Origin of the sequence: Pseudomonas sp. Pseusp16, from assembly GCF_047324915.1 — a bacterium.
Lineage (GTDB): Bacteria > Pseudomonadota > Gammaproteobacteria > Pseudomonadales > Pseudomonadaceae > Aquipseudomonas > Aquipseudomonas fluorescens_CD.
The window spans coordinates 6,950,789-6,974,647 of record NZ_CP168522.1 but is presented as its reverse complement, the minus strand read 5'-3'; the positions used below and the strand labels follow the sequence as shown (position 1 = coordinate 6,974,647).

Genomic DNA, 23,859 nt, shown 5'->3' with positions numbered 1-23,859 from the left:
GCTTTCATCTCAACCGAGGTGCGCATTCTACAGAACTCCCCCTAACACAACACCCTTAAAAGTCTCTGATTTTTTAATAAAATCAATCACTTAAGCCAAGATCAACATCAAGCTGCTCGCTAGCGGGAGGCGAATACTACAGCATTAAAATACGTGGTCAACCCCCCTCTAAAAATTCTTTTCCTTACCGTGACGCCTAGGTTGCCACTATGAAAACTTCCAAGGTCCATACAAGGCATCAGGGCAGCAGAGAACCCAGACCACGTCGTAATTGAAGCCCCCCTTATTTCGTGGAAGCTGACTAACTGTCGCTACCGTCAGCTCTGGGTCGACATCTGCCCGCTACGATTGGCTGCGAATGGCCAGACGCTGACGCTCGCCTGTATCTGGTGGCCATCTAACTCGTCAGGTCTGACCCTGCGACGCGTTACTACAGAGTCCGGCCATGCTGATAGAATCGCTCACGTTATACATAACGCCCTACTGAGAAATGGTATGAATGCAGAATTGACGGAAGAAGAGATGCGCCGGGCGCTATTCGGTGGTTCTGAGCCCCATGCGCCGGCAATTAACTCACACGTGCAAAACACCGTCCCGGATGTCGTAATCGTGCAACCGGTAAAGGCTGCGAAGAAAAAGGAAGTCTCAAAAGGCTTCACGCCTAGGCTGAGAGTAACGCTGCGGGTGGGTAATGAATTTGAAGGCGAGACGCACGAGATGGTACATGAGGCCGATACGCTGAGTTCCCTAGTTGCAGAGCAAGAAGCTACTAAGAAGGCCAGAAAAAAATTCAGGTTTGTGGAAGTGGTGTCGGTCAAGTCGATGTAAGTTGGCACTCTCACTTGGCATTGAACAACCTTCGGTTACCGCGGGTCACTCGACTGACCGGTCGTGTCGATTGAGGCCTCAAACCTCAGAGTGCGGTAGTAGTATCGCGGACTGACTCTAACACTATCGCTCCATTCAAAATCTCATTGCTTAACTGATCACCAGTCCTAGGACTCGTAGCTGACGGTGGCGATAGGCAGAAAGCGGCCAATAGCGGCCCTTCATGATCGACTGCTATCGGGCTTAACCGTTACAAAACTTTCCTGATTCCCTCCTTCTCGGCGTCCTGCTGACCGTTAAAAATTCTTCCTGTAACTCAATGCTACGCTAACCTCATTACCGAGGATTCGCCACGCCAAACTCTGACCTGCTCCCTTCACTGCTGTTCAAGATCAACGAAAACCAACTCGCCCTCGAAGCCGCCATCATGGAGCTGTCAAATTGGGTCGAGCAGTACGGCTCGACTGAGGTTGCCGACAACGTGCGCGGAGCCCTGGAAGCGATCGATAAAAATGAAGAGTTCATCAAGATGACGCTCGCGGTGATGATGGCGCCGGAGTGACGACTATCGGCCATAAGCGGTCGAGGCTGCATCGCATCGAGTAGAGGTCAGATATGTCCAGCAACTCCATTCGAGCACTGCTCGCCACAATCTTGGTCACGGCCTCCTGCTTATCAGGCGCCACCGAGTCCGACGCAGCGAAAAGTACAGGAGAGAACGATATGTCCCACCCTTCGACATTGTCCTATGAAGTACTCGTTACTGCTGGGGTAACTCGGGCGAGCGACAAACGCCTGCCCAATGGTGATCGCATCGTTTCATCGCCGATCACCTCAACCCTGATCCTCGGGAAAACCGACGCTGTGCTGATCGATCCGCCAATGAGCCGTGAGCAAACGCAGCAGGTCAGCGACTGGATCGCGCAATCCGGTAAACACTTGAAATACATCTACGTGACCCACGGACATGGCGATCACTGGTTCGGTACTGAACAGATCCTCGAGCGGTTTCCAGGGGCGACTGTATATGCCACCGAAGGCACGATCCGGCTCATGCACCAGCAGGCCACTGTCGGACGTGAAAAGGTATATGACAAGGACTTTCCCGGGCTCATTGGAAAGACCGATGTTATTGCTCAACCGATACCCGCTGAAGGCTTCACGCTTGAAGGCAATACCCTCCAGGCTATAGAAGTCGGTCATTCAGATACTGACGACACCACCGTGCTGTATGTACCGTCCATGGGACTGGTGGTGGCCGGCGACATTGCCTATAACGGCGTACACCAATATCTCCTCGAAGGCGGCAACGGGGGGCTCCAAGCTTGGATCAAGGCGATTGACCAAGTAGAAACTTTGAAACCGCGCATCGTTATTGCTGGGCACAAACAGAAAAATCGTGCCGATGATCCAGTCATTCTGGAGCAGACCCGCCAATACCTGTTGGATGCCATAGAACTACTCGCCGAGAAGCCGACCCCACTTGAGTTCTTCGACAAGATGATCGAACTCCACCCCGACCGCATCAATCAAGGACCGCTCTGGTACAGCGCTGTCGGACTGCTCGGAGCCCCGACTGCATCTTCGGACGATGCCCCCAAGCCCAAGAATTAAACTTTTACCCGTCTAGCTGAGTATCCCCCATGCCTACTTTTTTGACCCGTATAGTCCTTCTCGCAAGCCTGGTTGCAGCCCCGTATCTCGCGTCTGCGGCTGAAGAAAAAGTCACCTTTTCCGTTGAGGGAATGAACGTCGTCGGCACTCTGAACCTACCCGACGGCGTTAAGAAGCCCCCGGTAATTCTGTTACTTCACAGTTTCGGGGGCAGTAGGGATGAGGGGATCATTCCGGCCGTCAATGAAGGTATCTATGCCCGTGCCGCACGTCTTTGGGCCGAACAAGGCATTGCCAGCCTCCGCATCGATTACCGTTTTGACGGCGACAGTGAGGGTGCCAAGACCGACGGCACACTCGATACGTATGTTGTAGATGGGCTGGCTGCGCTCGACTTTCTGGCCAAGTCCAGGCGCGTCGATGCCAGCCGCATGGCTCTTGTTGGATGGAGCATGGGCGGAGCAGTTGGTGCTGCTGTAGCAGGACGGACCCCGCATAAACTCGACGCGGTCGCACTCTGGAACCCCGCAACCAATATGGGAGCCGCTTTCCCGTTGCTGTGGGGCGCCGAGAAGATCAAGGAAGCGTTGCACAGCGGTGACACCCCCGTCGCACTAGCACTACCTAGTGGTGGCGAGGTCAAGCTTAAATCCGCGTTCTTTATCAGCTTGATGACCCTCGATGCCGCCGCCGAGATCACCCGTTACAAGGGGCCGCTGCTCGTCGCCGTCGGCACTAACGACGATATCGTTTCTCCGCAGCCAACCCTCGGCAAAAGCTTTATCAGCTATCACCCTGGAAAACATGAGTTGCTTGTCCGGCCCATGGATCACTTCTTCAACATGAAAAAAGACGAGAAGCAGATCGACGAGCTGATCTCGACGACAGCTACCTTCGTCAAGAAACACACCCACTGATCCCGGTATCCCCGACTATTTCAAGTTGCTTGAAACGAGTCCCTTGCCGTTGATTAATGACTGGCAAGGGGCCTAGTCGCTGGAGCCGCATCACGTGACTGTGTTCGGCGAATGAGTGAGCGTCAACACGAAGACCACGCAACGGCATCTGGACTCTGACGTTGACTAGAAAAGAACCGTTCCGTGTCTCAATCGAATCAACAAAAGCAGCCGTTTTCTGCCCTTCACGACTGACTGCTTTGGGACTGCTGCCCTGCGTGACAGGCAGCGAACGGCCAGAAGCAATCAGTCACTTTTTGGAGCTACGCTGGCTCTGTATGTTGCATTCGTCGAAAAGCGCGCCCTTAAAACTGCATTTTCATTACAATTCAATGACAGGCGTTTCAGGCCAGAAGATGAGAGTCAGAGCTACAGTCATATGCGAGAGAGATAGGGAAATCTTGTTCGTTCGCAAACCGAGATCAAAATGGTCTTTGCCTGGTGGCAAGGTAGAGGCTGGCGAAGCTATCGCGGAAGCTGCAGCGCGAGAACTCCAAGAGGAAACCGGGCTAAACGCTGATCAGCTCCTGTACATTTTTGAGCTCGATGCAGGAAGCACACGCCACCATGTTTTTGAGGCCTCTGTTCCAGATGCCGAAAACGCCACACCTCAAAACGAGATCACTGAGTGCATCTGGCATTCCTTGAGTACGTTTCATGACCTAGACACAAGCGAAGCTACGAAGTCTATTGTCAGATCATTTCTACGGCGCCTTTAGTCCCTCCTGAATCATCCTGTCGCATTGTTTCGAGCGACCACTTCACGCCCTTCGTGACAGGCAGCCAAAAGCAGGCGTTCGAAAGCCTCTAAGAGACCGAGAGCGAATTGACTAGTCCGATTGCGTACGTGGGCGATACATGTAGTGCGCCACCATCACAATAAGAAGTTTGCTGACGACGAAGCTGCTTATTGGCGTACATCGCGGCATCGGCACCGGCGAGCAGCTCACCCAGAGGCTTCAGCTCCTTCGGCGAGCAACGAACAGCGCCGATACTTAAGCCGACAGGATAACGGCAACGATCACTACCATTGAACTCATCGACCAGTGTTTGCACACGAGCAGAGAGAGCATCGACCGACTCCCTCACGTCGACAGCCAAGACTACAAACTCATCCCCCCCGATCCTAGCAACAACATCGCTAACTCTAAACGCTGCCTTAAGCACCTGCGCCGCAGCTATGATCGCCAAGTCGCCCGCCTCATGGCCATGGACATCATTAAGTTTTTTCAGGCCGTCGAGATCAATAAAAAATAGCGCGCAGGGTTGATCGTTACGGCGAGCTGAGCGTAATAGCTGGTCAGCCAAAAGGAAAAAACTGCGGCGATTGTGCAAGCCAGTCAGTTCATCCGTCAGCGACAGTTGGCGCACGTCATCTTCGACCTTTTGTCGCTGCAACATTTCGTCCATTAGTTTGCGGTTCACCGCTTCGAGTGCACTGGTTCGCTCGACCACCCGCAACTCAAGGGATGCATTCAAAGCAGCCAGTTCCGCTTGGGCACTTCCTCTCGACTTATCGATCTGATGAAGATGCCTCGCAGTTCTCAGGATTACCGCAACGAGCGTGGCTATGCTCAGCGTCGCCATCAACGCTAAGCTGAACCGCTTGTCGTAGTAGCCCAGCGTTTCTCCGACTAGCAGGGCACCTCCGATGCAGAGAATTACTACCGGGATACTAGCCAGCAAGCTTCTGGCAACCTCGCCACCCGCTGTGTCGCTTATCAGCAACTCGACGAATTCCGAACGTTCCTGGATAACCAGCAGTCCGGTATTGAACAGGATCAGCGAAATAGCCGTATGGATGGCCATTGAGCTATAGAGACCCACCGAGTAGAGCGCACTAACGCTGAACAAATAACCAACAAGCGCCATCAGGCTTACAAATAGCGCTGACGACGCAAAAAAATGCGGCAGTAACGGCCGCCCCTCAAGAAGCAAGCCAAAGCCAGACAGCAGAAGGCACAGTGCCGTCGCGGGAGCCATTCGCCCCGGAAAAGTAACGGCTTGGCTGTGTTGAAGCTCGAAAGGAAGTAGCAAATCAATCGCTAGATCAACCGACAGGACATACTCAACTAGAGTCAACCCACCAACAAGTATCACCAAGACAGCGCCAAGCCGTCTTATCAGGCCTCCGGCCAGGGAAGCTCTGAACGTAGCGCACCACAGCCCCACTCCGAGGACAGTGAACATACTGGCGGTATTGACCATCATCGCAGTCCAGCCAGGATGCACGGTTCTCAGCGCGGGCACATCAAACTGCCACCCAGCCAGCACACCTATGCCGACTATCATCACAATGGAGGCAGCCAACCGGGCATAGGTAATGAATTGACAAAGCCTTTTTACCTGGCTGACTTCGGGCTCCACCCTCATTGCGTCTCCTGTAACGAGTGATTGAATGCCGGCATTATGCAATCACGCATTCTGCCCTGCCAATGCGCACAGACTGCCTAGAGGGATCAGGATCGGCGACCGGCAGAGAACGGCCAAAAGGAGTCAGTCGCAAGTGTCCAAATCGGTGAGTAAACTTGGTCGTCTCGTTCACGGTTTATCTGTCGAGCTTCCGTCATCGTTGAAGAAATCGTCCGCTTCAACCATGCCGAAATTGTCAGTTAATTTGTCCTTTTCATTTTCACTGAACATCGTTTGGGCACGCCTTTCCTGCTTAAGGCTGGCAACTGTCTGGAAAAAGCAGCGTTCACACAGATGTATCTCATAGCGCTCACCATCGTGGGCCGAGCCGTATCCCCAGTGGGCCTGCAACATGGCGTATTGGAGGCCATATTCCTCGACGCGAGTGCTTTCGAGGCAGACATCGCACAGGATGTCGCTGACGATCTCAACTTCTTTCTTTTCTTTGATCTTCATCATCACCTCCCGTAGCCCAAAACAAACCCACCTAGAAAAGCATAGTAGACACTGAACAACGACAAAACACTGCCCACGGGAAGCCGCATACACCGCATTCATTCTTTCCGGCTTAGTCCCCTACAATCTCGGATCGTTGCCTTATGATTTAGCCAGCCGCTATCGGCCGATTCTGTTGAAAAAGTCGGTTCGCCCAAACAGCCTGGTCATTGACTGGTTAAAACGCCTTTTTTTTGCACACTGTTACGTGAAATTTGAGTCCGGAAGCCTCTGCCGAAAGTAAAGATTTCAATCTCGGACGCATACTTTTCTGTTGCGGAAACCATGGTCGACTTTTTCAACAGAATCAACCCATAGCGGACGATCGCAACAGGCGCCTTTCGGCCAAAAGTGGTCTATCGAATTCGCCTAGGAAGTCAGGGGCCATTCAGTGCTCATTTCGATACTTTCGCCAAAATCGTCTTCCAAGGCATTGACTGCATGTAAATCTCGACCTGCGAGAGTCGCTCGAAAGCGGCGAATAGATGTCGCGAGCCATTCGTTTTCTGGCATTCCTTCCTCACGTAGCAACCTATTGGTTCTCTCCAAAACAATATCTGCATCGACCATCAGATCAAGGGTGCTCCGATCGCAAATAATACCCGGAGGCAACATAAGTGCAGCCAACGATGCTATAGCGACCATGGAGTCCAATTGCGAGGTAAAGCTTTGTCTCAGATCTTCATCCCAATAATTGCTGTTGATCATGCAGAAAATCGCCTCGGCATCAGGGAGTCTGCGAAGTGGGATGCCTTCCAGCACGGCTGAGCGATACCGAGGTAGCTCTCGTTCACGTAATGCCATGGTCTCGCTCAAATCATAGATTTGATCGCCATTACCTTGGCGAGCAAAGGACGTTAGCCCATGAGCAAATAGATGCTTTCTTAATATCCAGGGAGCGATTAGAAGATCTCCATTGTTGATCAAGGCATCCATGATGTGCCTCAAACGTGATGCCCCTCCCTCTACAGTTTTAGCAAGACGCCAAAGGATTGAGCCGATATCGTCGACGAAGCCACGCTCTGCCTCCTCATTCGAGCACCAATCATGTTCACGGATCAGTACTCTTGAGAAAGCGCCCCAAAAAACTTGATCGCCAAATTGAGGCAACATAAGTGAAAGGTCGCCGATTCGATCCAGCAAGGCCTCAAGTCGACCCGCTCGCTGCAAAGGTCTAAGTTCATTGACTAACTCATCCGGGCTGGTGAGAGCCCAGAGCCGCTCAATGTGTAGTCTGGAAAACTGTGATGGTGGATTTCCTAAATAAAGCAGCCGGGTAAGATTTCTGCGCTTCGCAATCCTGTGGCCGTCGGAGGTTTCGATAGAACGCTGCCGGCTATCGCTGAAACGAGGGAAAAGTAGCTGCAATATTTCTAAATGGCTCTCAGCAGATACGCCAAGCACATCCACTAGTGTTTCGTTAGTATCATTATGGTTTCTTCGCCATCGTTGCTGTCTTATTTGTTCGGCGACACTCGGATCATTCACAAGAGTCTGAATTTTGTCCGAGATATTCTGGCGTATGCCCGGCGCCTTGGTGACTAACCAGCTATAGGCTAGTACCTCAAAAGGGCATATCTCCCCACGCACGATTTCCTCCAGCACAGAAAACGCGCCTATCAACCGCTTGATCTCGCGCGGGGTTCGAACAACCCGAAGCAGCTGGTTGAAGATTTCAGTCTGATAGGGTTGCGTGACCGCAGGCATTGCAACGCCGTTGTTTTTCATCGCATGGAGTAGCAGATTGCGGGAGTCGTCTTCAAACAAAGGCCGCAAAGGAATAGGAAACTGGATTATTTTTTCCAGGTAGCTTTCGCCAGTTCTTTGCCTGTCCTCTAGGCTGTCTCCTCTGCCTAGAGCTTGAGCCACTCGGTCAGGGTCATAGGCCACAAGGTAGGAAATGCCTTTTATGTCACCTACCGCTTTGACGAGCTGCGCGACCGCACGCACCTCTTCATCTTCAACACGATCTAGTTCGTCGATCAACACTACAACGGCTACTTTTTCGTCTGCGAGTTTTGTCTCTAGGCTTTTCCGCTCTTGGATCGCAGATAGCTCTTTCGGTTTAATCGACGCGCTGACTATTTTCAGAAGCCATCTGTTCCAGAATGTTGTGGCTGCGCCGCTCCCGATAAATACATCAATCAGACCAGCAGTCGTTGCACCCACATACTTAATCGAAGCCTTGTATCGCTCTAGCTGTTGCAGCAGCTTTCTTGTTTTTTCAGTGGTACTGTATCCAAGTGCCTCCCGAAGGCTATCGAAATATGCCTCTATCAATTCGTCTCGACCTTTGAAGAGCCAGGGATTCAGAGTCGCCACAACCACATATTCCATCTGTTCGAGTTCAAGGCCAAGCAGGTTCAATACGCTGGATTTACCCAAACCCCATTCGCCTGTGAGCCCAACCACAAATCCGGTCGCCCGGCGGGATTCCACAGCACCCGAGCTGGTGTATTCAGTGTGAACAAGCGTCTTAACCAAACTGGCTACAAACGGACCTCGTTCCAACGCGTCTGAGTCAGGGTTTTCAATGGCGCGATCCTGGCGGGCAATATGATCAATATTTTCCACGATCAAACTGATCCTTCTTTGGTTGACTCGATTGCCACAGCCCTACGCTCTCGTGGCAAGGTTTAGGCATTCCGCCAATCTGCGCAGACGGCACCATCAATACCGTCACGCCAGCTTAGCGTACAAAGCGTTGCAAACGCCGCTACTGAGGCAATCCCCAACACGGCTTTACACAGCAAGGGTCGGTTGCAGCCCTTGATGACAGGCAGAAGTCGGCCATTTCCGGTCAGTCGTGTAAGACATCAACTCGCCTTTGTGATTGTGAGCCTCACCATCCCTCATCAGGCTGGACCTCCCCATCCAAGGGTCTGAAGGACACGGCGAACTTGTTTGGCTCCTATCTCCGTTTCGCAGAGCATGATCGGAGCAGTCCCACCGAGCGCTTTATTTGGTGTCGACATCCAATGTGCGGCAGTCACTGGTGTCTCAAATATCTCCTCGGCCAAGTGACTGACTGTAGCAATTCTGTCCAAACGCTCGGAGGCGACAGGGCCAAGGTTCATTTGCGCCCGCCGCAGTCTTTCAAGCGTCGCAATTGATGCATTGAGCAGCGTTTCCAACTGGCGTTCTTGAAGGTCGAAGGCCCAGCGAAAAACCTGGATGAGGTTAGCGGGAAACCCTACTTTTATTTGCTGCAGCCTTTCCGAATCCGTCAGCGACTCTCGATCGGAGCTGAATCGCCAAAAGGCCGCAATGCCCTCCTCACGGGACACCTCCTTCTTTTTTGCCGGACGTCGAGTCGCAGGTGAAGTGCTCATCAACACGTCCTCCCAATGATTTCCCATCAAACGGAATATGAGCTATCTCCCGTCTAACCGGAACTGCCATTGAGTGCTAGTGCAATTCCGAAACGCACTAGGTCGATAAGGCGATGGAGCCATTTCCCCTAGGCGTATCAACAGCTCAGGATCAGCGGCTGTTGGCCGATGATGGGTAGCTGGCGGTCAATCGACACTTGAGCTCAGGAAGGGCTCGATCAGGCGGTCGACTCTTCGCTCTTCGAGCTGCCCTGCCCGCAGTATCTCGTTTGCATTGGGATAATGCCGTAACAGTTGGCGGGCCTGACGTCGAATGGACTCGGACAGCGCGGGATCTTGCGCCAGCTCGACCAGAAGGTCTCGCGTCCGAATCAGCGCGCGTGTGCGCTCGCACGGCATCGTCATGGTGTCCTCCTCGCACGAACAGGGCACGGCGCGAGCCGCGCTGAGCCTGATGGCTGCCGACGAAGTTTTCTGCCCCGTCAATCGCCTTAAGCCTACACCGAAAACCAACTGCACATTGATCCTATCGCCCGGATCAATCCGGGCTTTCTGTGAAGAACGCCCCTCGCCTCCGCGGCGTACTGCCAATCGAGCCTTCGCGCGCCAAAAACGCCCTGAGGTTTGAGAAACTTGGTTTCTCAAACCTATTAAGCCGCCCACATCCAGCCGTGATTAACCACGTTTTACAGCTGTTATTCCGTAGGCCATACCGCAGTACGAAATCATCGCCGCGCAGTCATTTTGACTCATCCGGGTGACGTGAGTTAGCTATGCGCGGTATCGCAAGATGTGCGGCATTCAGCTTTTGTGACCTCCAAAAAATGACCAAAGGGACTCGTTGAACGCCAGTTGGTGCCCAGCTTAAATCAATGGTTTCGCTTTCGATAACAGCCTGCATCAAGCCACGCCTTCCCACTTCAAAGCTTCAAGTACACAACGAATTTGCCTGGCTCCGATCTCTGTCTCGCAGAGCATTATCGGTGAACAACAATAAACCTGATGAATCTGCAATCGTCCTCAAGGTGACCAGGCGGATCACCCCTGTCGTATTCCTGCTCTAAATCGTCTCGTACCTCGACCGGGCCGACATCGGTTATGCCGTGTTGCAGATGAACAAGGAACTGGCCCTCTCCAGCGAGGCCTTCGGCTTTATTCCGGGGATTTTCTTCATCGGTTATTCCTCTTGTGCCGAGCAACGTGCTGCTCAACTAGTTCGGCGCCCGAGTGTGGATCGCCCGGATACTGGTGACCTGGGTTTCATCGCCGCCCTCACCACCTTCGCCCAGACCACCAACCAGGCCGAGGTCGGTTTCTTCCCCGGCATCATCGTCTACCTGACCTACTGGTTCCGCTCCAAAGAGCTGGCAACCACCGTCGCCCTGTTCACCGCGGCTATCCCGGTCAGCTATATCATCGGCGCGCCGACGAGCACAGCCAGAGCGCCGCCAATGGTTTGTCGAGCGGAAGAAGGCTGAGGGGTTTGTTCTGGCCGCTTTGATTAAGAGTTCGCAGACCGACGTTAGCGTCGCGCCGTCGGCATAAGACACGCCCTCTGGCTTCAATCCCCCCTGACCCAACCCAAAATGCGCATCAGCGCTTGAAGATATCGAGGACGGGGCGGAGTAAAGTAGCGACAGCCGTTGGTTTGTAACGATCTAACGATGTGATGGAGGTGAGCATGACCATGCCCTGCGAGCGTACGCGCAGCATTATCCATACAGGTGATTTTTTGCGCGACCTATCAAAAAACCCGTCTGTTCCAGAATTGATTCGCCGCAAGGCCAAGCACCTGCTACGCCACTACCCGGAACCCTGGATCGTGCTCAGCGTCGGACAATTCGAGGAACTGCTGCAATCTACCGCTCCTGACGATCCAAAGCGGGAGATGGCGATCCAAATGCACTCAGCTATGTTTAGCTCGAGCCTCGAACACTAGCCCGGTCACTAACTATCGCGGTTTTCCGTGTTCGAGACTTCCGTTTGGACACTGGCTTCTGATGTAACTGTATGAGTTGCTGCTCCAGAGTTTCAGCTCGAGCTTGTTGCGCTGCCGCGCGTTGCTGAGCTTGACTGAGCTCGGTTTTTATTGACTCCAAACGCCGTTGCAACTGCTCTGTTTGCCGCTCGGCTACCTTGAGCTGAGTCGTCGTGGCTTTACCCTCCTCTCGCGCATGATCGACCTCACGGTGCGCGCGGTCTTCAACTCCGCGTACATAGACCTCCAGTGCCACACGCTCCTGTTCGGCCTTAAGCCTTGTCGTCTGTAAATCTTGCTGTAGTTCTTGATTGTGCTGCCGGGATTCGCCGCGCTCGCGGAACAGTCCTTCACGCTGACGCTGCAGGTCTTCGATTTGTGTCTGGCGCTGCGCCAGCAATTGCTCCAGGTCCGCTAGGCGGGTCTCCGCGACTTGGCGGGCCGCCAAGGCGTCCGCGGTCTGCTGGCGGTCTTGGCTCGCCTCCAGGCGCACCCGCGCTTCCCGGGCGGCCAGCTCCTCACGCTCAGCAACGAGCACCTGACGTTGTCCCGCCAGCGCCTGTTCCGCCAAGCCTTGGGCCAGTGTCGTTGCCTGCTGCCACACCTTAACAAAGTCCTGTGCCACCTCAGCCGGCAACCCCGGCAGCCGGCTTTCGCTGCGCATGCGCCCAGCCAGCTGTTCCCACCACTGATCGAGCAAGGCGCCGACCCGCGCCGGGCTGCCACGACCGAGCTGCAGGCGCACGCGTTCAACCGTTGGCCGCTCGCCGCGCGCCAACACGGCGTCCGCGGCGGCAAACACGTCGTTTTCTGGCACTCCTACCGCCATACCCAACCCTCCGCTATATTGGGTCTGATAATTGGTTCTTATCCGACCTAGCACCTATAGGAAAATACGGTGGACGTATTAGATAAAACGAATCAACCGATTCCAGCGACCGAAACGCGCCTGGAACCCACGGTATTGGCCCGCAGTACGCAAGCCGCCGCCGAGGCGTTCATCGCCGCTGGCACCGCGGCCAACACGGTGCGCAGCTACCGCAGCGCCTTGGCCTATTGGCAGGCGTGGCTGCAGCTGCGCTACCAGCGGGCGCTAGGCGACGCGCCCCTGCCCGTGCCGGTCGTCGTGCAATTTATCGTTGACCACCTGGCGCGCCCGGTCCCCGACGGGACCTGGCACCACCTGTTGCCGGCCGAGACCGACCTGGCCCTGCGCCAGGCCCGGGTCAAAGGCAAACCCGGGCCCCTGGCCTTCAACACCGTCAGCCATCGCCTGGCCGTGCTGGGCAAATGGCACAAGCTCAAGCACTGGGACAACCCCTGCGCTGCGCCGGCGGTCACCACCCTGCTGCGCGAAGCCGGCAAGGCCCAAGTCCGGCAGGGCATCAGCGTGCGCAAGAAAACCGCGATCACCCGCGAGCCGCTGCAGGCGTTGCTCGCCACCTGTACCGATGGCCTGCGCGGTGTGCGTGACCGGGCCCTGCTGTTGCTCGCCTGGAGCGGCGGTGGTCGGCGCCGCTCGGAAGTGGTGGCGTTAAGAATAGAAGACCTGCGCCGGCTGGACGAAGAAACCTGGCTGTACTGCCTGGGTGCCACCAAAACCGTGACCAGCGGCGAGGTCCGCGAAAAGCCGTTACGCGGCGCCGCGGCGCGGGCCCTCGACGCCTGGCTCGCGGTGGCGCCCTGCCCCAGCGGACCGATCTTCCGGCGGCTGCGCCAGTATGGCGAGGTGGCGCCGACCGCCCTCAGCGGCGATGCGGTGGCGCGGATGATCCAGCGTCGGGCGAAGCTCGCGGGCCTGGCCGGGGATTGGGGCGCACACAGCTTGCGTTCCGGTTTTGTCACCGAGGCCGGACGCCAGGGGGTGCCGCTAGGCGAGGTCATGGCCATGACCGAACACCGCAGCGTCAACACTGTCATGGGCTACTTCCAGGCTGGCTCCCTGCTGTCCAGCCGGGCCACCCGCCTGCTCGAGGAGGAAGATGGCGAGGCCCCAGTCGGCCCTGCGTGATCCGCTAGGGCTGACTGACGGACACGCTGGCGCCCCGCGTGAGGCATCGGCCGGGCCCCCTAAGCCAGGGCTACCAGCGAAAGCGCGGCCGCAGGGAAAAGCGCCAGGCCCTTGGCTGTCCAAAGGCGGCCAATGGCCAGCACAGATGCCCCCGCCACCTGACTAGTGTCGAGCCGCCAAGGCTGGCGGCATCACCTGCAAAAAAGTGCATCCAACGCATCCCTATAGACCTTGGCTTGCTACCGAAGCTCGACGAGTCATTGCTGGAAGACCCAGGTCTGCCCGAGACAACGGGTCCAGCTCGCTGTGACTCAGCCCGTGCGCCGGCCCTGGCGTTGCACTCAATGGTTGGCGCAACGCCTCAAGCCGCAGCCCCAGCACGCCCTGCGCCGCTTCCAACAGCGGCCTGAAGTCCCGCCACAGGCTATGCACCGCGCCGTCGGTTGCCGACGCGGGGCCCCAGCGAGCCTGCAACGGCCACGTGACGACTGAACAGCTCGAGTTACCCCGCGTGTAACGCCTGCGCCTGCTCGTGCTCACGCCAGCGGCGCCGCGCGTTAACTGGCTGGGCGAACACCCGCTCGTACTGCGCCCTGCCCAGGCTTTTTCGCCGCGCCCCGCGCAGCGACTGTCGTGCCCTTGGCGGTTTCGCGAGACTGACGCAGACGCTCGCGCAACCGTTCATGGCCTGCCAGTGAACGCTGGCGCTGCTCGGCCAACACTTGCCGTTCCTTGCCCAGTCGCTACTCCAGCGCCTGCCGCTGCAGGGTGAAGGCCTTTCTCCAGCACCCAGCGCTTGTCAGCCCCCGCCTGCCGCTGGCGCGCGCAAGCCTGCTCGGCGTTCATGCCCCGCCTGCGCGGTCGCCTGTTGCCACAGCCTGGCCAGGACTTCGTTGAGCGTGGTGGAAAGCGTCTCCTTGTGAACTCGAGCGACCCGTTGCCCCCACTATCGATCGAGCAGCGCGCCAATACCTGCCGGGCTCCCGCGCCCGAAGTGCGCACGCACACGATCGGGGGGTGGCATGGCGGCCACCGATCAGGACCGCGTCGGCTGCAACAAAGAGGTCTTCATCACTCAGGTCTACGCTCATGCCTGATTCTCTGCGCCACTATTGGATTGGCTCACGATCGGGGTATGACCCAGGCGAACGGTTGTGTGTGGCCTCGCGAGGAGTCGCACCAGCGCCATGCCCCCGGTGCAGCCTCGGCAAAGCTGACATGATCGCGTTGCGCCTGACGCACCCAGTGCCGCGCCTGACTGACGAGATCCCCTCTGGTTAAACTGACAGCAGGGGCACTGGTGAGCAAACGGGCCAATGCATTTCGGTTCCCTAGCAAACGCCAAAACAGCAGGCGCTCGCTGAAACCCCAGCCCTGCAGCCAGCCTCTGGCTTGCAAGCGCCGCCGGAGTCGTTGGAAACGGGACAACTGATATTGGAAGCTGGCGCGTGTGTTTGGCCAGTCACTGACCCGACCAAATTTGCCCAGACGGTAGGCCTCTTCCAGGAGTACGTAAAGGTCTAGCGGATCAATCCGTCCCGGCAGATCCAGACAAGCGCACAACACGTAATCAGTGAGCACCCGGCGTAGCCATACATGTGACCAGTAGTCTTCAGTGCGCTCACTGCCCAGCAGCGCCAGCAGACCTGCCAGTCGCCGCCAATTCGGCACGCCACACAGCCGAACCAGGCGCCCAGCGGAGAAGTAGTAAAACACCCGTCCATTGAGGCGTAATTGCATGGCCCAGCAACCGGTGTCCTCCAGCGGATGAAGCAGGCGTTGCAGCAGCGGCCACAGCGGATCGTCCAGCACCGTCTGCAAGATCGGGAAATCCTCAATCAGGGCGGCGCGCACGTCGCTGCGCGGCAGTCGGCCCGTGAGGTAATCGGCCCATTTGTGATTGAGCGGATCCGGCAGGGCTCGCCCGGTGCGCCTGGCCCACCAGGCGTTTCCCCAACGCGTAATCGCCGGTCCCGTGGGTGCAAATCCCGCCAACTCAGCCAGCGTGTGAGCAAAGAACATTGCCCGCAGTTGACCCACCGTCTTGTTGTCCGACATCAGATGAGCTCCCCGTACAGGTGCCATCACCGAGTTGCTCATCATGGACCTCGCTGGTGAAGATTGCTGAAGGATGTCTCTATGCCCTGTGCGGTGCGGTCAATGCACAAACTTTGAGTGCCTTTGAAACAGCCGGATTAGAGCTATTGATGCATTTTTTGGGGTGAACAATCTCGGTTCGTTTTTTCAAACCGTCTGTTCGATAAGGATGTCTCTATGCCCTCTGCGGTGCGGTCAATGCACAAACTTTAAGTGCCTTTGAAACAGCCGGATTAGAGCTATTGATGCATTTTTGGGGGTGAACAATCTCGGTTCGTTTTTTCAAACCGTCTGTTCGATAATGAACATTGCAAACCTTGGCCCTTCGTTACCTGAGGAGCTCGGAAATGTTGACCAGTATCCGCAGCATGCCGCGCGATCCGGCTCCTGCTTTCCCTTGGCCACCGGCGGGTCATCGCAACTTTTCGACGACCTTTGCGTCCCGCAAAAATCACCGCTCGCTGCGCTGTGGTCCCCGCTTGCAGGCCGATGACTGCGTACGTCTGGAGCGTGCCCCCCAAGTGGAGCAGTACCGGGTTGAGCTGCATGTGTTGACCGGGATCGCCGGCACGGCAGAACACCGTTATGCCCCGCTTTTCTTGATCGCCCATGTGGATGGCGGGGGTGGTGATTACGAGGTACAAGCAGACGTTGTCCAGATGCCGACGCAATGGATGAAGCCTCTGGCCGCCTGCGACCGCTTGTGTCGTGAGCACGGCTGGGAGTTCCACCGCGTCACGGCCACCAGCGTCCACGGGCCGACGTTGGTCACACTGCCGAAGTTGTACCTGCGCATGGAGATCGTCATGAGTATTCGGGTAGATCCATAAATTCCGGCAGCCTGGGTCAAAGTCGCCTCAACGCCATCACGTCCAGAATGCCAGGGCCCGGTCGGCAGCCGCTGCGGTGTGCTGAATTATTCCGCCCTATTGCGCCCCGTTGACGCGGGCAGGCCACCCTCCCCGGACCGACCCGCTCTGCAATTCAAAGGAGACATGCTATGAGCACGTTAAGAGTTCGCCACGAGCCGACGGTGTTTAGCGTCGGCGGCAGGCTGTACCGGCTGGCTGACTACAGCCCGACCTGCGTGCGCCTGCAGGACGTGCTGGACGGATACTGCTTGTCATTCAACCGAGCCGAAGTGCTGCAGATGATCGCGCAGCAGGACCTGATCATCCTCAGGCTCTCGCCCCTAAAACGCGGGTGTCCAATGGACCCTCGCTACCGGCAGTACCTGCCGGATTGGGCTCAAGGGGACGCCCCTGAACGCCGAGTCGAAGCGGCGGATCTGTCGAAACAGACGACCCGACGGCCATCGGTGAGCCCGTGCGACGCGCCGAACGATGAATCTCGGAGCAACGGCGCAGTGCACCATCCGTGCCGTTGCGCCAAACAACTGCAGCAGCTCCTTGCGCGCTCAACCCGTCCGGGCTACCCCGCTAGGGCGCCCATGCGCTCGATCATCCTGGATGAGGTCTGGTACTTTCAGCCCCCTGCTGCTGTGACCCGGGAGCAATCCCTGATCCTGCATAAAATCTACGCGCAGGCGTCGAGACTGTGTCCGGACTTCGGTGGAATTGCGCGCGGCAAGCAGAGCGAAAAGCACTCGCTGTCGGAGCGCCGCAGCCAGACCGCGCCCATCGCCCCTGGCGGCCGCCGCCTCAAGAAATCCACTTCGGCCTTCATCACGCTACATCTGACCCAACCTGATCAGCCGGTCGTCGGCCTGGCGCGAATGGCCGATCGCGGCGCCGTTGAGCGTGCAGAGTGGCGGCGGGCAATGGCTGATCGCCAACTGATCTCGACGCCGGACGCAGAGGTGGACGATGTGGAATGAACAGGCGTGGCTGGCCGGTGATCGTGCGCCCGTGCGCGACATTCGTCGCAAACGGCGGGGTTACTACATGATCTGTTTCCCGTCGCTGAAAAACCACAAGGTCGTGCTGTGCGAAGGCTCGGTGGAGGCGGCGTACTGCGTGTGGCTGGAATGGGACCACGATGTGATTGCCTATTACCCGCAGCCCTACACCTTCACCTGGGAAACGGAACGTGGGCCCATGCGTTACACCCCCGACTTTTTTGTGCAGCACGCGCAAGCGGCCAATCATTTCACCGAGGTCAAATCGGACTTTCGGCAGTTAAAGGAACCCACCCGGTTCAAACTCGAGAGCTTCGTGGGGCAGTGTGAAGCCTGGCAGATCGAGTGGCGCCGCGCGGACAAACGGCAACTTATGTCGCCTATCTTCGCCAACCTGCGATACCTGTACTTTCAAGGGTTTGGCGTTAACGACCGGGAGCAGGCCTACCTCGTCGATTTCCTGTCCCACTACCAACACTGTTTCACCCTGGGTGAATTGCTCAGCAGTGCTTACCCACCGAGCCTGCGGGCTGTCTACCACTGGTTATTTCGGGGTGAGCTGAGCACCGACCTGAACCAGCCGCTGAACCGGTGCTCGCTGATTCAGCAGAGGGCAGTGTGAAGACGCTGAGCGTGCCGCCACCTGGCGTCGGCGGACGCTACCGGATGGACGATGGTCGGCTGTATGAGGTCATCAATGTCACCCGCGAACTCGTTTCATTTCGGGACACCCAAGGCAAGCGCACGTGCTTTCTCACGCCGGAAGATCTGCAGGCCTTGCAACTGAAAAAACAAATCGTGCTGGCCGAGTGCCCGCCGATCGAACAGTCCGCCGCGGCACGGTTTGTGGCCTCAAACGAAGCCGACGTGAAAGACGCTCAACGTAAGTACTACTACGTCATGGGGTTACGGAACGCCTTCCAGGGGGCATTACCCCGCGCGGCCTGCGTCGAAAAGTTGAAAGCACTCGCGACCGAACGCGGGGAAAGCAAGGGCCCCAGTTACACCACCGCGTGGCGATGGACGGCGTTAAGCAAACAAGGCAACTGGTCACCGTGGTCATTACTCAAACAGAAAAGTGACCTTCCACGTGGCAAACAAACTCCGGAAGCCGTGCGCAGCCTTATGCTGCAAGTGATCGAGGATAGGGAGGATGGGTACCACACTGGGCAGCAAAGGAGTATCGCGCTGGTCTTCCAGCTAATCAAAGGTGCCATCCTCAACGACAACATCGTTCGCAGCAGCACTCATTCGAGCTTGTTGTCCATACCCTCTCTCTCCACCGTGCGCCGAACCATCAAACGCCAGTGTCACTATCGAACGGACAAGCTGCGCTTGAGCGGCAAAGCGGCCGAGCAAAACAACAAGTTCGGGCCGGCCTGGCAGGAACCCCAGTACTTATTGGAGCAGGGCGAAATTGACTGTCAATCGCCCTGCGACCTCATGCTCGTTGATGACCACGGCGATCCGTTGGGTAAGGTGGCGCACTTGCAGGCGATGATTGAACTGAAGAGTGGCAAAATCCTCGGCCATGATCTGTCCCTGATGCCGCCCTGCGCGGGAAAAACCCTGAAAACTTTGCGCATGTCCCTGCAAGACGTGCCAGGCGAAGAATTGGAGCGCGGCAAGCTGGTAAAACTCAGCGGCGATCGCGGAATCGAAAACAACAACATCAATGTCAAAACGGCGACCCACACCTTGGGCATTGAACTGGATTTACCACCGCCCGGTGCGCCCGACGCCCGTCCCCACATCGAAGCTTTTTTTAACACGGCCAACACTTTTTTCCATAGCCTGCCAGGCACCACGTTTTCCAATCCTGAGCAGTGTGGCCAGTATGATTCGGCGGCGCACGCCTGCCTGACCATTGAACAACTGCAGGATGCCTTTGCAGACTGGCTGGAAAATGTCTACCACACCCACCCGCTCACTCGCGGACGGACAAAACTGTCGCCGAATGCCCGCTGGGCCAAAGCCATGGCCCAGCAACTGCCGCCGATCAAATATTCAGAAAAGGCGCTGAATGCAGCGCTGCGGTCGACAAAACACTGCAGGATCCATCACGGCATCGTCGGCTTCGACCGCTTGCAATGGAGCGGCCCGGGTTTGGCGGAGCTCGCGCATGAGCTGAAACCGGGGCAGAAGGCAGTCCTCTTGTACGACATCGCGGACTTGGGGCAGGTCTGGGTGCACCACCCGGACCGCCCCGAACCGTTAGTGCCCGCCGACGCCCGCGATCCCCACTATCAGAATGGCTTGAGTCTCTACGAGCACCGCCTGGTGATGGAAGCGATCGTTGCTGAGGAAAAAAAATTCTCCGCCGACCAAGGTTGTTTAGCCCTGGTTCGCATTCGCCAGAACATCAAGGAGATCGAGAAGGAATTCTTCATGCGGAAAAAACGCCAGGCACGAGAACGCCGCAAAGCCGCGACCAAAGCCGCAAAAAAAACGGGGAAAGCGAGCCGGGCCCGCTCACTCGAACCGCCAGCACCCAAGCCCAGCGCGCCGCCCAGCGGGGCAGGCCTAAAAGCGGTGTACCTCGAGGATCACTGAAGTGGACATCACAGCCACGTTAAAAACCTTCAGTAAATACACAATTCTGCATTCTCAGTACCAGAATGCGATTGATACGGTGCTGGCCAGTATCGAGACGACCGAGGAGTGCGAAGACCCCTCCTGCCCGATAATGATGGGGGAAAGCGGAACCGGTAAATCCAGCATCTGCAAACGTTTGGAGCAACTCATGGGGAGGCCGGCGTCCCTGTTAAAAGCCGACGGGCTGCTTATTAAGAGCTTGCCCTGCTTATACTTGGAGTTACCCGCCCGCCCGACCATCAAATCGGTCGCGGGAGCCATTCTGGAAAAACTGAAGATATCTACGATCAACAAAGGAACATCCGCCGAACGACAGATTCTGACCGCTCTGGAATGCCGTCAAACGCGATTGGTCATTTTGGATGAGTTTCAGAACTTCGCCAACAAAGGGGCCGCTATAACCAAAAAAGAAACCTGCGGTTGGATAAAATACATGCTCAATGAGAGTGGAATCACCTTTTTACTCTCCGGAGAACCCTTCGACGCGGGCATCATCGATCCGCAGAAACAAGTATCACAGCGATATCCGTACCGGATCGAACTATCGAACTTGATTTACAGCGCGGACCCTCAATCCGAATTCAGAACCATCCTCGGTTTGTTTGCAGCAGAAATCGAAAAACTGGGACAACTCCATTCCGATCTTTTTCTGGGAGATCTACATATGTCAGCCGCCCTGTACATGGGAAGTGGAGGAAATATGCGAGGAATCCGTCGCCTCTTGCATGCTGCATTCAAGCGAGCGTTGATAAGAGGCGATGGAAGGCTGACCATCGAGGATTTTGCAGAAGGTATCAAGAGGCTGCACCTGCCCGATCGAATTAAAAAAGAACAAAATCCCTTTTTAATCAGCACTCAAGAGATCATGAAGGCGCTCGGCCAATGAACGCGCTGTCGTTTGTCGCACGCCCTTTTTACATGGAAAGTCCGACGAGCGTTCTCATACGCACCGCGAAATGCAACGGTTATCGGGACGTGTGGGACATGTGTTTGGCATTGGGTATTTCTCAGTCTTCTTATCCACGAGATATTCGACTTCGGGATCATCCGCTGTGCAACCTTTTGTGCAATGAAGCGCCGTGCCTGGCCAATGCTTTACGGCAAGTTTTCTTCGAACATCCGGCAAGCCAACATTTGCACGGCTTCCATATCATAGTGAACAACCAAGATGTTTTCACAGGGTCGTTAAGAGGCCAGTTTCTCTCATGTCCCCTGTGCCTCAAGTTGGGCTATTCACGGGTTCCGCAAGATTTTACTTTTTTTGACTTTTGCCCAGCGCACAATGTGTTGCTGACGTCAGTTTGCCCGAATTGCGGCCACATCAATCAGTGGAAAAAAATCTGCGGTTTTACCTGTAAATGTGGATTCAACCTGGCGGATGCTGAGGTACTCCCATACCGCCACAGACACTCGATCGTCCTTCCCTCGATCTTTGCTGTTCAGAACGCTAGCCAGTTCATCAACGATTATCTATACACGGAAGCACAAAAAATAAATTTGGCTGCCCCCTATCTGATCGAAAGTACTTCAACCCAGGAACTTCACGCACAAATACAGACAGCCTTACAAGTGGACTTGAGCAGCAACCGGCAGCTTCCGCTAAGTGTGTTTGAGTCCATTTGGTTAACGGTCAAGGACCCAACACTGCGAGGGTTCGCCATCGACTATCTGCAAAAAAATCATCAAGCTTCCGGCCCATGTGATAAACAGCACTGTTGCGCGGCGATCAAGCTCACGTTTTCTCAATTACGGCATGCAATCCACGCGAGCACTCTTACCACCCGATTATTTATTAACGAAATGTCAATAACAGGAAGCCCTTTCCCGGTTACAAATACAATTGGCTACAGCCATCCCAATCTGTGTACAGTAATTAAGGCCGGACTTGAGCTGAGCCGTCAGCACAACGCCTCGCAGCAAAAAGAATATTGCTCATTAAACGAAGCAGCCTTTCTACTTCACACCACGCAGATGTCAATGCAGCACGCCGTGAAACGCGGCTTTTTCCCCAACGCGGTCTCAGGTAATCATGTGACCTTTATTCCTTACACCTCGGTGCAAGAGTTTAAGACTCGATTTGTATTTTACAGCGAAATCGCCGATTCGCTCGGTATCTCCGGAAGGACGTTAAATAGAATCGCCAGCCAACTGGGCCTGATCCCCGCCTGCGATCGCAATAGGTATGAAGCAGCAATTTATCTGAGAAGCAGTGTGGATTTCGCTCGGATGCGAGAGCAACTGAAGCAAGTGAGACGAGGAAAAAGTGAACGTTCGCCAGCCATTGAAGAGGTCAGGACTCTCGCCCAACAGTTCGGCCTCAGCGTGATGGTGTTAAACTCTATTCTTAGATTATATTGTGGATGTAATACCCCAAAAGAGCTTCTGCCCTTTCAGCGGCTCGCCTTGCATCAATGGTTATCCACCCACATCACTCTCAAAGCCGCATCCAAATTGCTCAACACAAACGTGCCCATGCTCAACACCCGCTTTATAAAGACTAACCTCGTGCAAAAAATTGACATTTGCAAAAAAGTTAGATTTATAGCGACGGAAGACATAAAATTTATGGACGCTCACTTAAAAAAATATATGTCGCGTATAGACGCCAGCAGGTTTTTGTGCATTTCAGACTCAGTCATTATCCAACTAGTAAATCAAGGAAAGCTAAAGCACACGCTCCTCAAAACCTCTACAGGACGCACACAAATTCTTATCGAGATTTAACCGTCCAGGTTAAAAGCGTTTGCGTGATAATTGCAATAGACTTGCCCAGCTATTTACCCTCCACCTAATCATTCCTTCCATCCGATATGCCCGTCGCAAAGACATACTGTTCAAAACTATTGAACTATTACCCAATGAGTTCCATTTTTTACGATTTTTCGTTCCATATTTAATGACCTATCAACGATAACTCATTGATTATTCTTTAGTGAGTTTTCATTTTTATTGAACTCCGCCGCTTGGACATCGATTTTCCGTCGCGGCCGATGGCCAGGAAGGACTGGAGGCATGGAAAGACCAACCGTTTGATCTGGTGATCGCCGATTGCAACATGCCGGTCATGAACGGTTACGAGCTGGCCCGTGCCATTCGCCAGCATGAACGACAAAACCATCGTCCTCCCTGCACTATTCTCGGCTTTACCGCCAACGCCCAGCCGGAAGAAGTGCAACGCTGCAAACAGGCCGGAATGAACGACTGCCTGTTCAAACCCCTCAGCCTCGGCGCCTTGAGTCAATGGTTGCAGGGCATTGAACCCACCCATGCAGTCCCGGCGTTCAGCCTGCACGGATTGAAACTGCTGACCGGGGGAAACCCGATGTTGAACCGGCGATTGCTGAACGAACTGGTGAGCAGCAACCGCCAGGATCTGCAAACGCTGCTATCGCTATCCAGTTTCGGGGATACGCAGGCGCTGCAGGACATTGCCCACAAAATCAAAGGCGCAGCCCGGATAGTGCAGGCCTCCCGCCTGATCGACCGCTGCGAGGCACTCGAAGCAGCCTGCCATGGGGGTTTCGATCGCGGAACATTGGCTGAATGCTGCAAATCCATGGAGCGCACCATGCTGGAGCTGGAGGACGCGTTACTACGTCAGATCGAGGAGTACGACGAAGGCAAAGTGACAGAGCCTTAACTATGCTTGGACCCTCGGCAGGGTGTTGACCATCATGGAGAAA

Annotated in this window: 22 protein-coding genes and 1 pseudogene; 15 read left to right on the top strand and 8 right to left on the bottom strand. The window is 55.6% G+C overall.

Annotated elements, in window-relative coordinates; genetic code table 11:
• The first annotated feature begins 495 nt into the window (after positions 1-495).
• The 5 genes from ACEN8Q_RS31740 (at position 496) to ACEN8Q_RS31720 (ending at position 4,117) form a co-directional block, all read left to right on the top strand.
• The gene (locus ACEN8Q_RS31740) at positions 496-828 is read left to right on the top strand and encodes a hypothetical protein (protein WP_413704249.1); all 333 of its coding nucleotides are present in this window, start codon (positions 496-498) and stop codon (positions 826-828) included.
• Between the two features lie 367 nt (positions 829-1,195).
• Positions 1,196-1,390: a hypothetical protein gene (locus tag ACEN8Q_RS31735; RefSeq protein ID WP_413705530.1), complete on the top strand. Its 195-nt coding sequence runs from the start codon at positions 1,196-1,198 to the stop codon at positions 1,388-1,390.
• 53 nt (positions 1,391-1,443) lie between these two features.
• Positions 1,444-2,442, top strand: coding sequence for an MBL fold metallo-hydrolase (locus ACEN8Q_RS31730; RefSeq protein ID WP_413704248.1), 999 nt, complete (start codon positions 1,444-1,446; stop codon positions 2,440-2,442).
• 29 nt (positions 2,443-2,471) lie between these two features.
• On the top strand, positions 2,472-3,359 hold the full coding sequence (locus tag ACEN8Q_RS31725) for an alpha/beta hydrolase (RefSeq protein ID WP_413704247.1): 888 nt from the start codon (positions 2,472-2,474) through the stop codon (positions 3,357-3,359).
• Positions 3,360-3,754: 395 nt separating this feature from the next.
• Complete coding sequence (locus ACEN8Q_RS31720; protein WP_413705529.1) at positions 3,755-4,117, top strand: NUDIX hydrolase; 363 nt, start codon at positions 3,755-3,757, stop codon at positions 4,115-4,117.
• A gap of 88 nt (positions 4,118-4,205) precedes the next feature.
• Here the strand turns inward: ACEN8Q_RS31720 and ACEN8Q_RS31715 are convergent, their stop codons facing one another.
• From ACEN8Q_RS31715 to ACEN8Q_RS31695, 5 genes are all read right to left on the bottom strand, one after another.
• Positions 4,206-5,771, bottom strand: a complete 1,566-nt coding sequence (locus ACEN8Q_RS31715; RefSeq protein WP_413704246.1) for a diguanylate cyclase domain-containing protein — start codon at positions 5,769-5,771, stop codon at positions 4,206-4,208.
• 168 nt (positions 5,772-5,939) lie between these two features.
• On the bottom strand, positions 5,940-6,266 hold the full coding sequence (locus ACEN8Q_RS31710) for a hypothetical protein (RefSeq protein ID WP_413704245.1): 327 nt from the start codon (positions 6,264-6,266) through the stop codon (positions 5,940-5,942).
• A gap of 408 nt (positions 6,267-6,674) precedes the next feature.
• On the bottom strand, positions 6,675-8,879 hold the full coding sequence (locus tag ACEN8Q_RS31705) for a KAP family NTPase (protein WP_413704244.1): 2,205 nt from the start codon (positions 8,877-8,879) through the stop codon (positions 6,675-6,677).
• Between the two features lie 281 nt (positions 8,880-9,160).
• On the bottom strand, positions 9,161-9,637 hold the full coding sequence (locus tag ACEN8Q_RS31700) for an antitoxin Xre/MbcA/ParS toxin-binding domain-containing protein (RefSeq protein WP_413704243.1): 477 nt from the start codon (positions 9,635-9,637) through the stop codon (positions 9,161-9,163).
• 186 nt (positions 9,638-9,823) lie between these two features.
• A complete protein-coding gene (locus tag ACEN8Q_RS31695; protein ID WP_413704242.1) occupies positions 9,824-10,042 on the bottom strand; it encodes a BPSL0761 family protein in 219 nt (72 codons plus the stop codon).
• Positions 10,043-10,749: 707 nt separating this feature from the next.
• On the opposite strand from ACEN8Q_RS31695, the gene ACEN8Q_RS31690 reads away from it, so the two are divergent.
• Together ACEN8Q_RS31690 and ACEN8Q_RS31685 are read left to right on the top strand one after the other, a co-directional pair.
• Positions 10,750-11,115, top strand: coding sequence for a hypothetical protein (locus tag ACEN8Q_RS31690; RefSeq protein ID WP_413704241.1), 366 nt, complete (start codon positions 10,750-10,752; stop codon positions 11,113-11,115).
• Positions 11,116-11,318: 203 nt separating this feature from the next.
• Positions 11,319-11,576 (top strand): BPSL0761 family protein, encoded by a 258-nt coding sequence (locus ACEN8Q_RS31685; RefSeq protein ID WP_413704240.1) that lies wholly within the window; start codon positions 11,319-11,321, stop codon positions 11,574-11,576.
• Here ACEN8Q_RS31685 and ACEN8Q_RS31680 read toward each other — a convergent pair.
• Positions 11,554-12,444, bottom strand: a complete 891-nt coding sequence (locus ACEN8Q_RS31680; RefSeq protein WP_413704239.1) for a DNA-binding protein — start codon at positions 12,442-12,444, stop codon at positions 11,554-11,556. The genes ACEN8Q_RS31685 and ACEN8Q_RS31680 overlap by 23 nt on opposite strands.
• A 69-nt stretch (positions 12,445-12,513) precedes the next feature.
• Here ACEN8Q_RS31680 and ACEN8Q_RS31675 point away from each other — a divergent pair, with 69 nt between their 5' ends.
• On the top strand, positions 12,514-13,626 hold the full coding sequence (locus ACEN8Q_RS31675; RefSeq protein ID WP_413704238.1) for a tyrosine-type recombinase/integrase: 1,113 nt from the start codon (positions 12,514-12,516) through the stop codon (positions 13,624-13,626).
• A gap of 557 nt (positions 13,627-14,183) precedes the next feature.
• Here the strand turns inward: ACEN8Q_RS31675 and ACEN8Q_RS31670 are convergent.
• Positions 14,184-14,348, bottom strand: coding sequence for a hypothetical protein (locus ACEN8Q_RS31670; protein ID WP_413704237.1), 165 nt, complete (start codon positions 14,346-14,348; stop codon positions 14,184-14,186).
• Positions 14,349-14,748: 400 nt separating this feature from the next.
• Complete coding sequence (locus ACEN8Q_RS31665) at positions 14,749-15,684, bottom strand: hypothetical protein (protein WP_413704236.1); 936 nt, start codon at positions 15,682-15,684, stop codon at positions 14,749-14,751.
• A 386-nt stretch (positions 15,685-16,070) separates the two neighbouring features.
• Here ACEN8Q_RS31665 and ACEN8Q_RS31660 point away from each other — a divergent pair, with 386 nt between their 5' ends.
• The 7 genes and pseudogenes from ACEN8Q_RS31660 to ACEN8Q_RS31630 form a co-directional block, all read left to right on the top strand.
• On the top strand, positions 16,071-16,553 hold the full coding sequence (locus ACEN8Q_RS31660; protein WP_413704235.1) for a hypothetical protein: 483 nt from the start codon (positions 16,071-16,073) through the stop codon (positions 16,551-16,553).
• Between the two features lie 170 nt (positions 16,554-16,723).
• Positions 16,724-17,560 carry a hypothetical protein gene (locus ACEN8Q_RS31655; protein ID WP_413704234.1) on the top strand — a complete coding sequence of 279 codons (837 nt, stop codon included), beginning with the start codon at positions 16,724-16,726 and terminating at the stop codon, positions 17,558-17,560.
• Complete coding sequence (locus ACEN8Q_RS31650; protein WP_413704233.1) at positions 17,550-18,203, top strand: TnsA endonuclease N-terminal domain-containing protein; 654 nt, start codon at positions 17,550-17,552, stop codon at positions 18,201-18,203. Before ACEN8Q_RS31655 ends, ACEN8Q_RS31650 begins: the two co-directional genes overlap by 11 nt.
• On the top strand, positions 18,200-20,134 hold the full coding sequence (locus ACEN8Q_RS31645) for a hypothetical protein (protein ID WP_413704232.1): 1,935 nt from the start codon (positions 18,200-18,202) through the stop codon (positions 20,132-20,134). Before ACEN8Q_RS31650 ends, ACEN8Q_RS31645 begins: the two co-directional genes overlap by 4 nt.
• A gap of 1 nt (position 20,135) precedes the next feature.
• Positions 20,136-21,062: a TniB family NTP-binding protein gene (locus ACEN8Q_RS31640; protein WP_413704231.1), complete on the top strand. Its 927-nt coding sequence runs from the start codon at positions 20,136-20,138 to the stop codon at positions 21,060-21,062.
• Positions 21,059-22,900 (top strand): hypothetical protein, encoded by a 1,842-nt coding sequence (locus ACEN8Q_RS31635; RefSeq protein ID WP_413704230.1) that lies wholly within the window; start codon positions 21,059-21,061, stop codon positions 22,898-22,900. The genes ACEN8Q_RS31640 and ACEN8Q_RS31635 overlap by 4 nt, the downstream gene beginning before the upstream one ends.
• Before the next feature lie 238 nt (positions 22,901-23,138).
• Positions 23,139-23,816 (top strand): annotated as a pseudogene (locus tag ACEN8Q_RS31630) (response regulator); the annotation flags it as partial.
• Between the last annotated feature and the right edge of the window lie 43 nt (positions 23,817-23,859).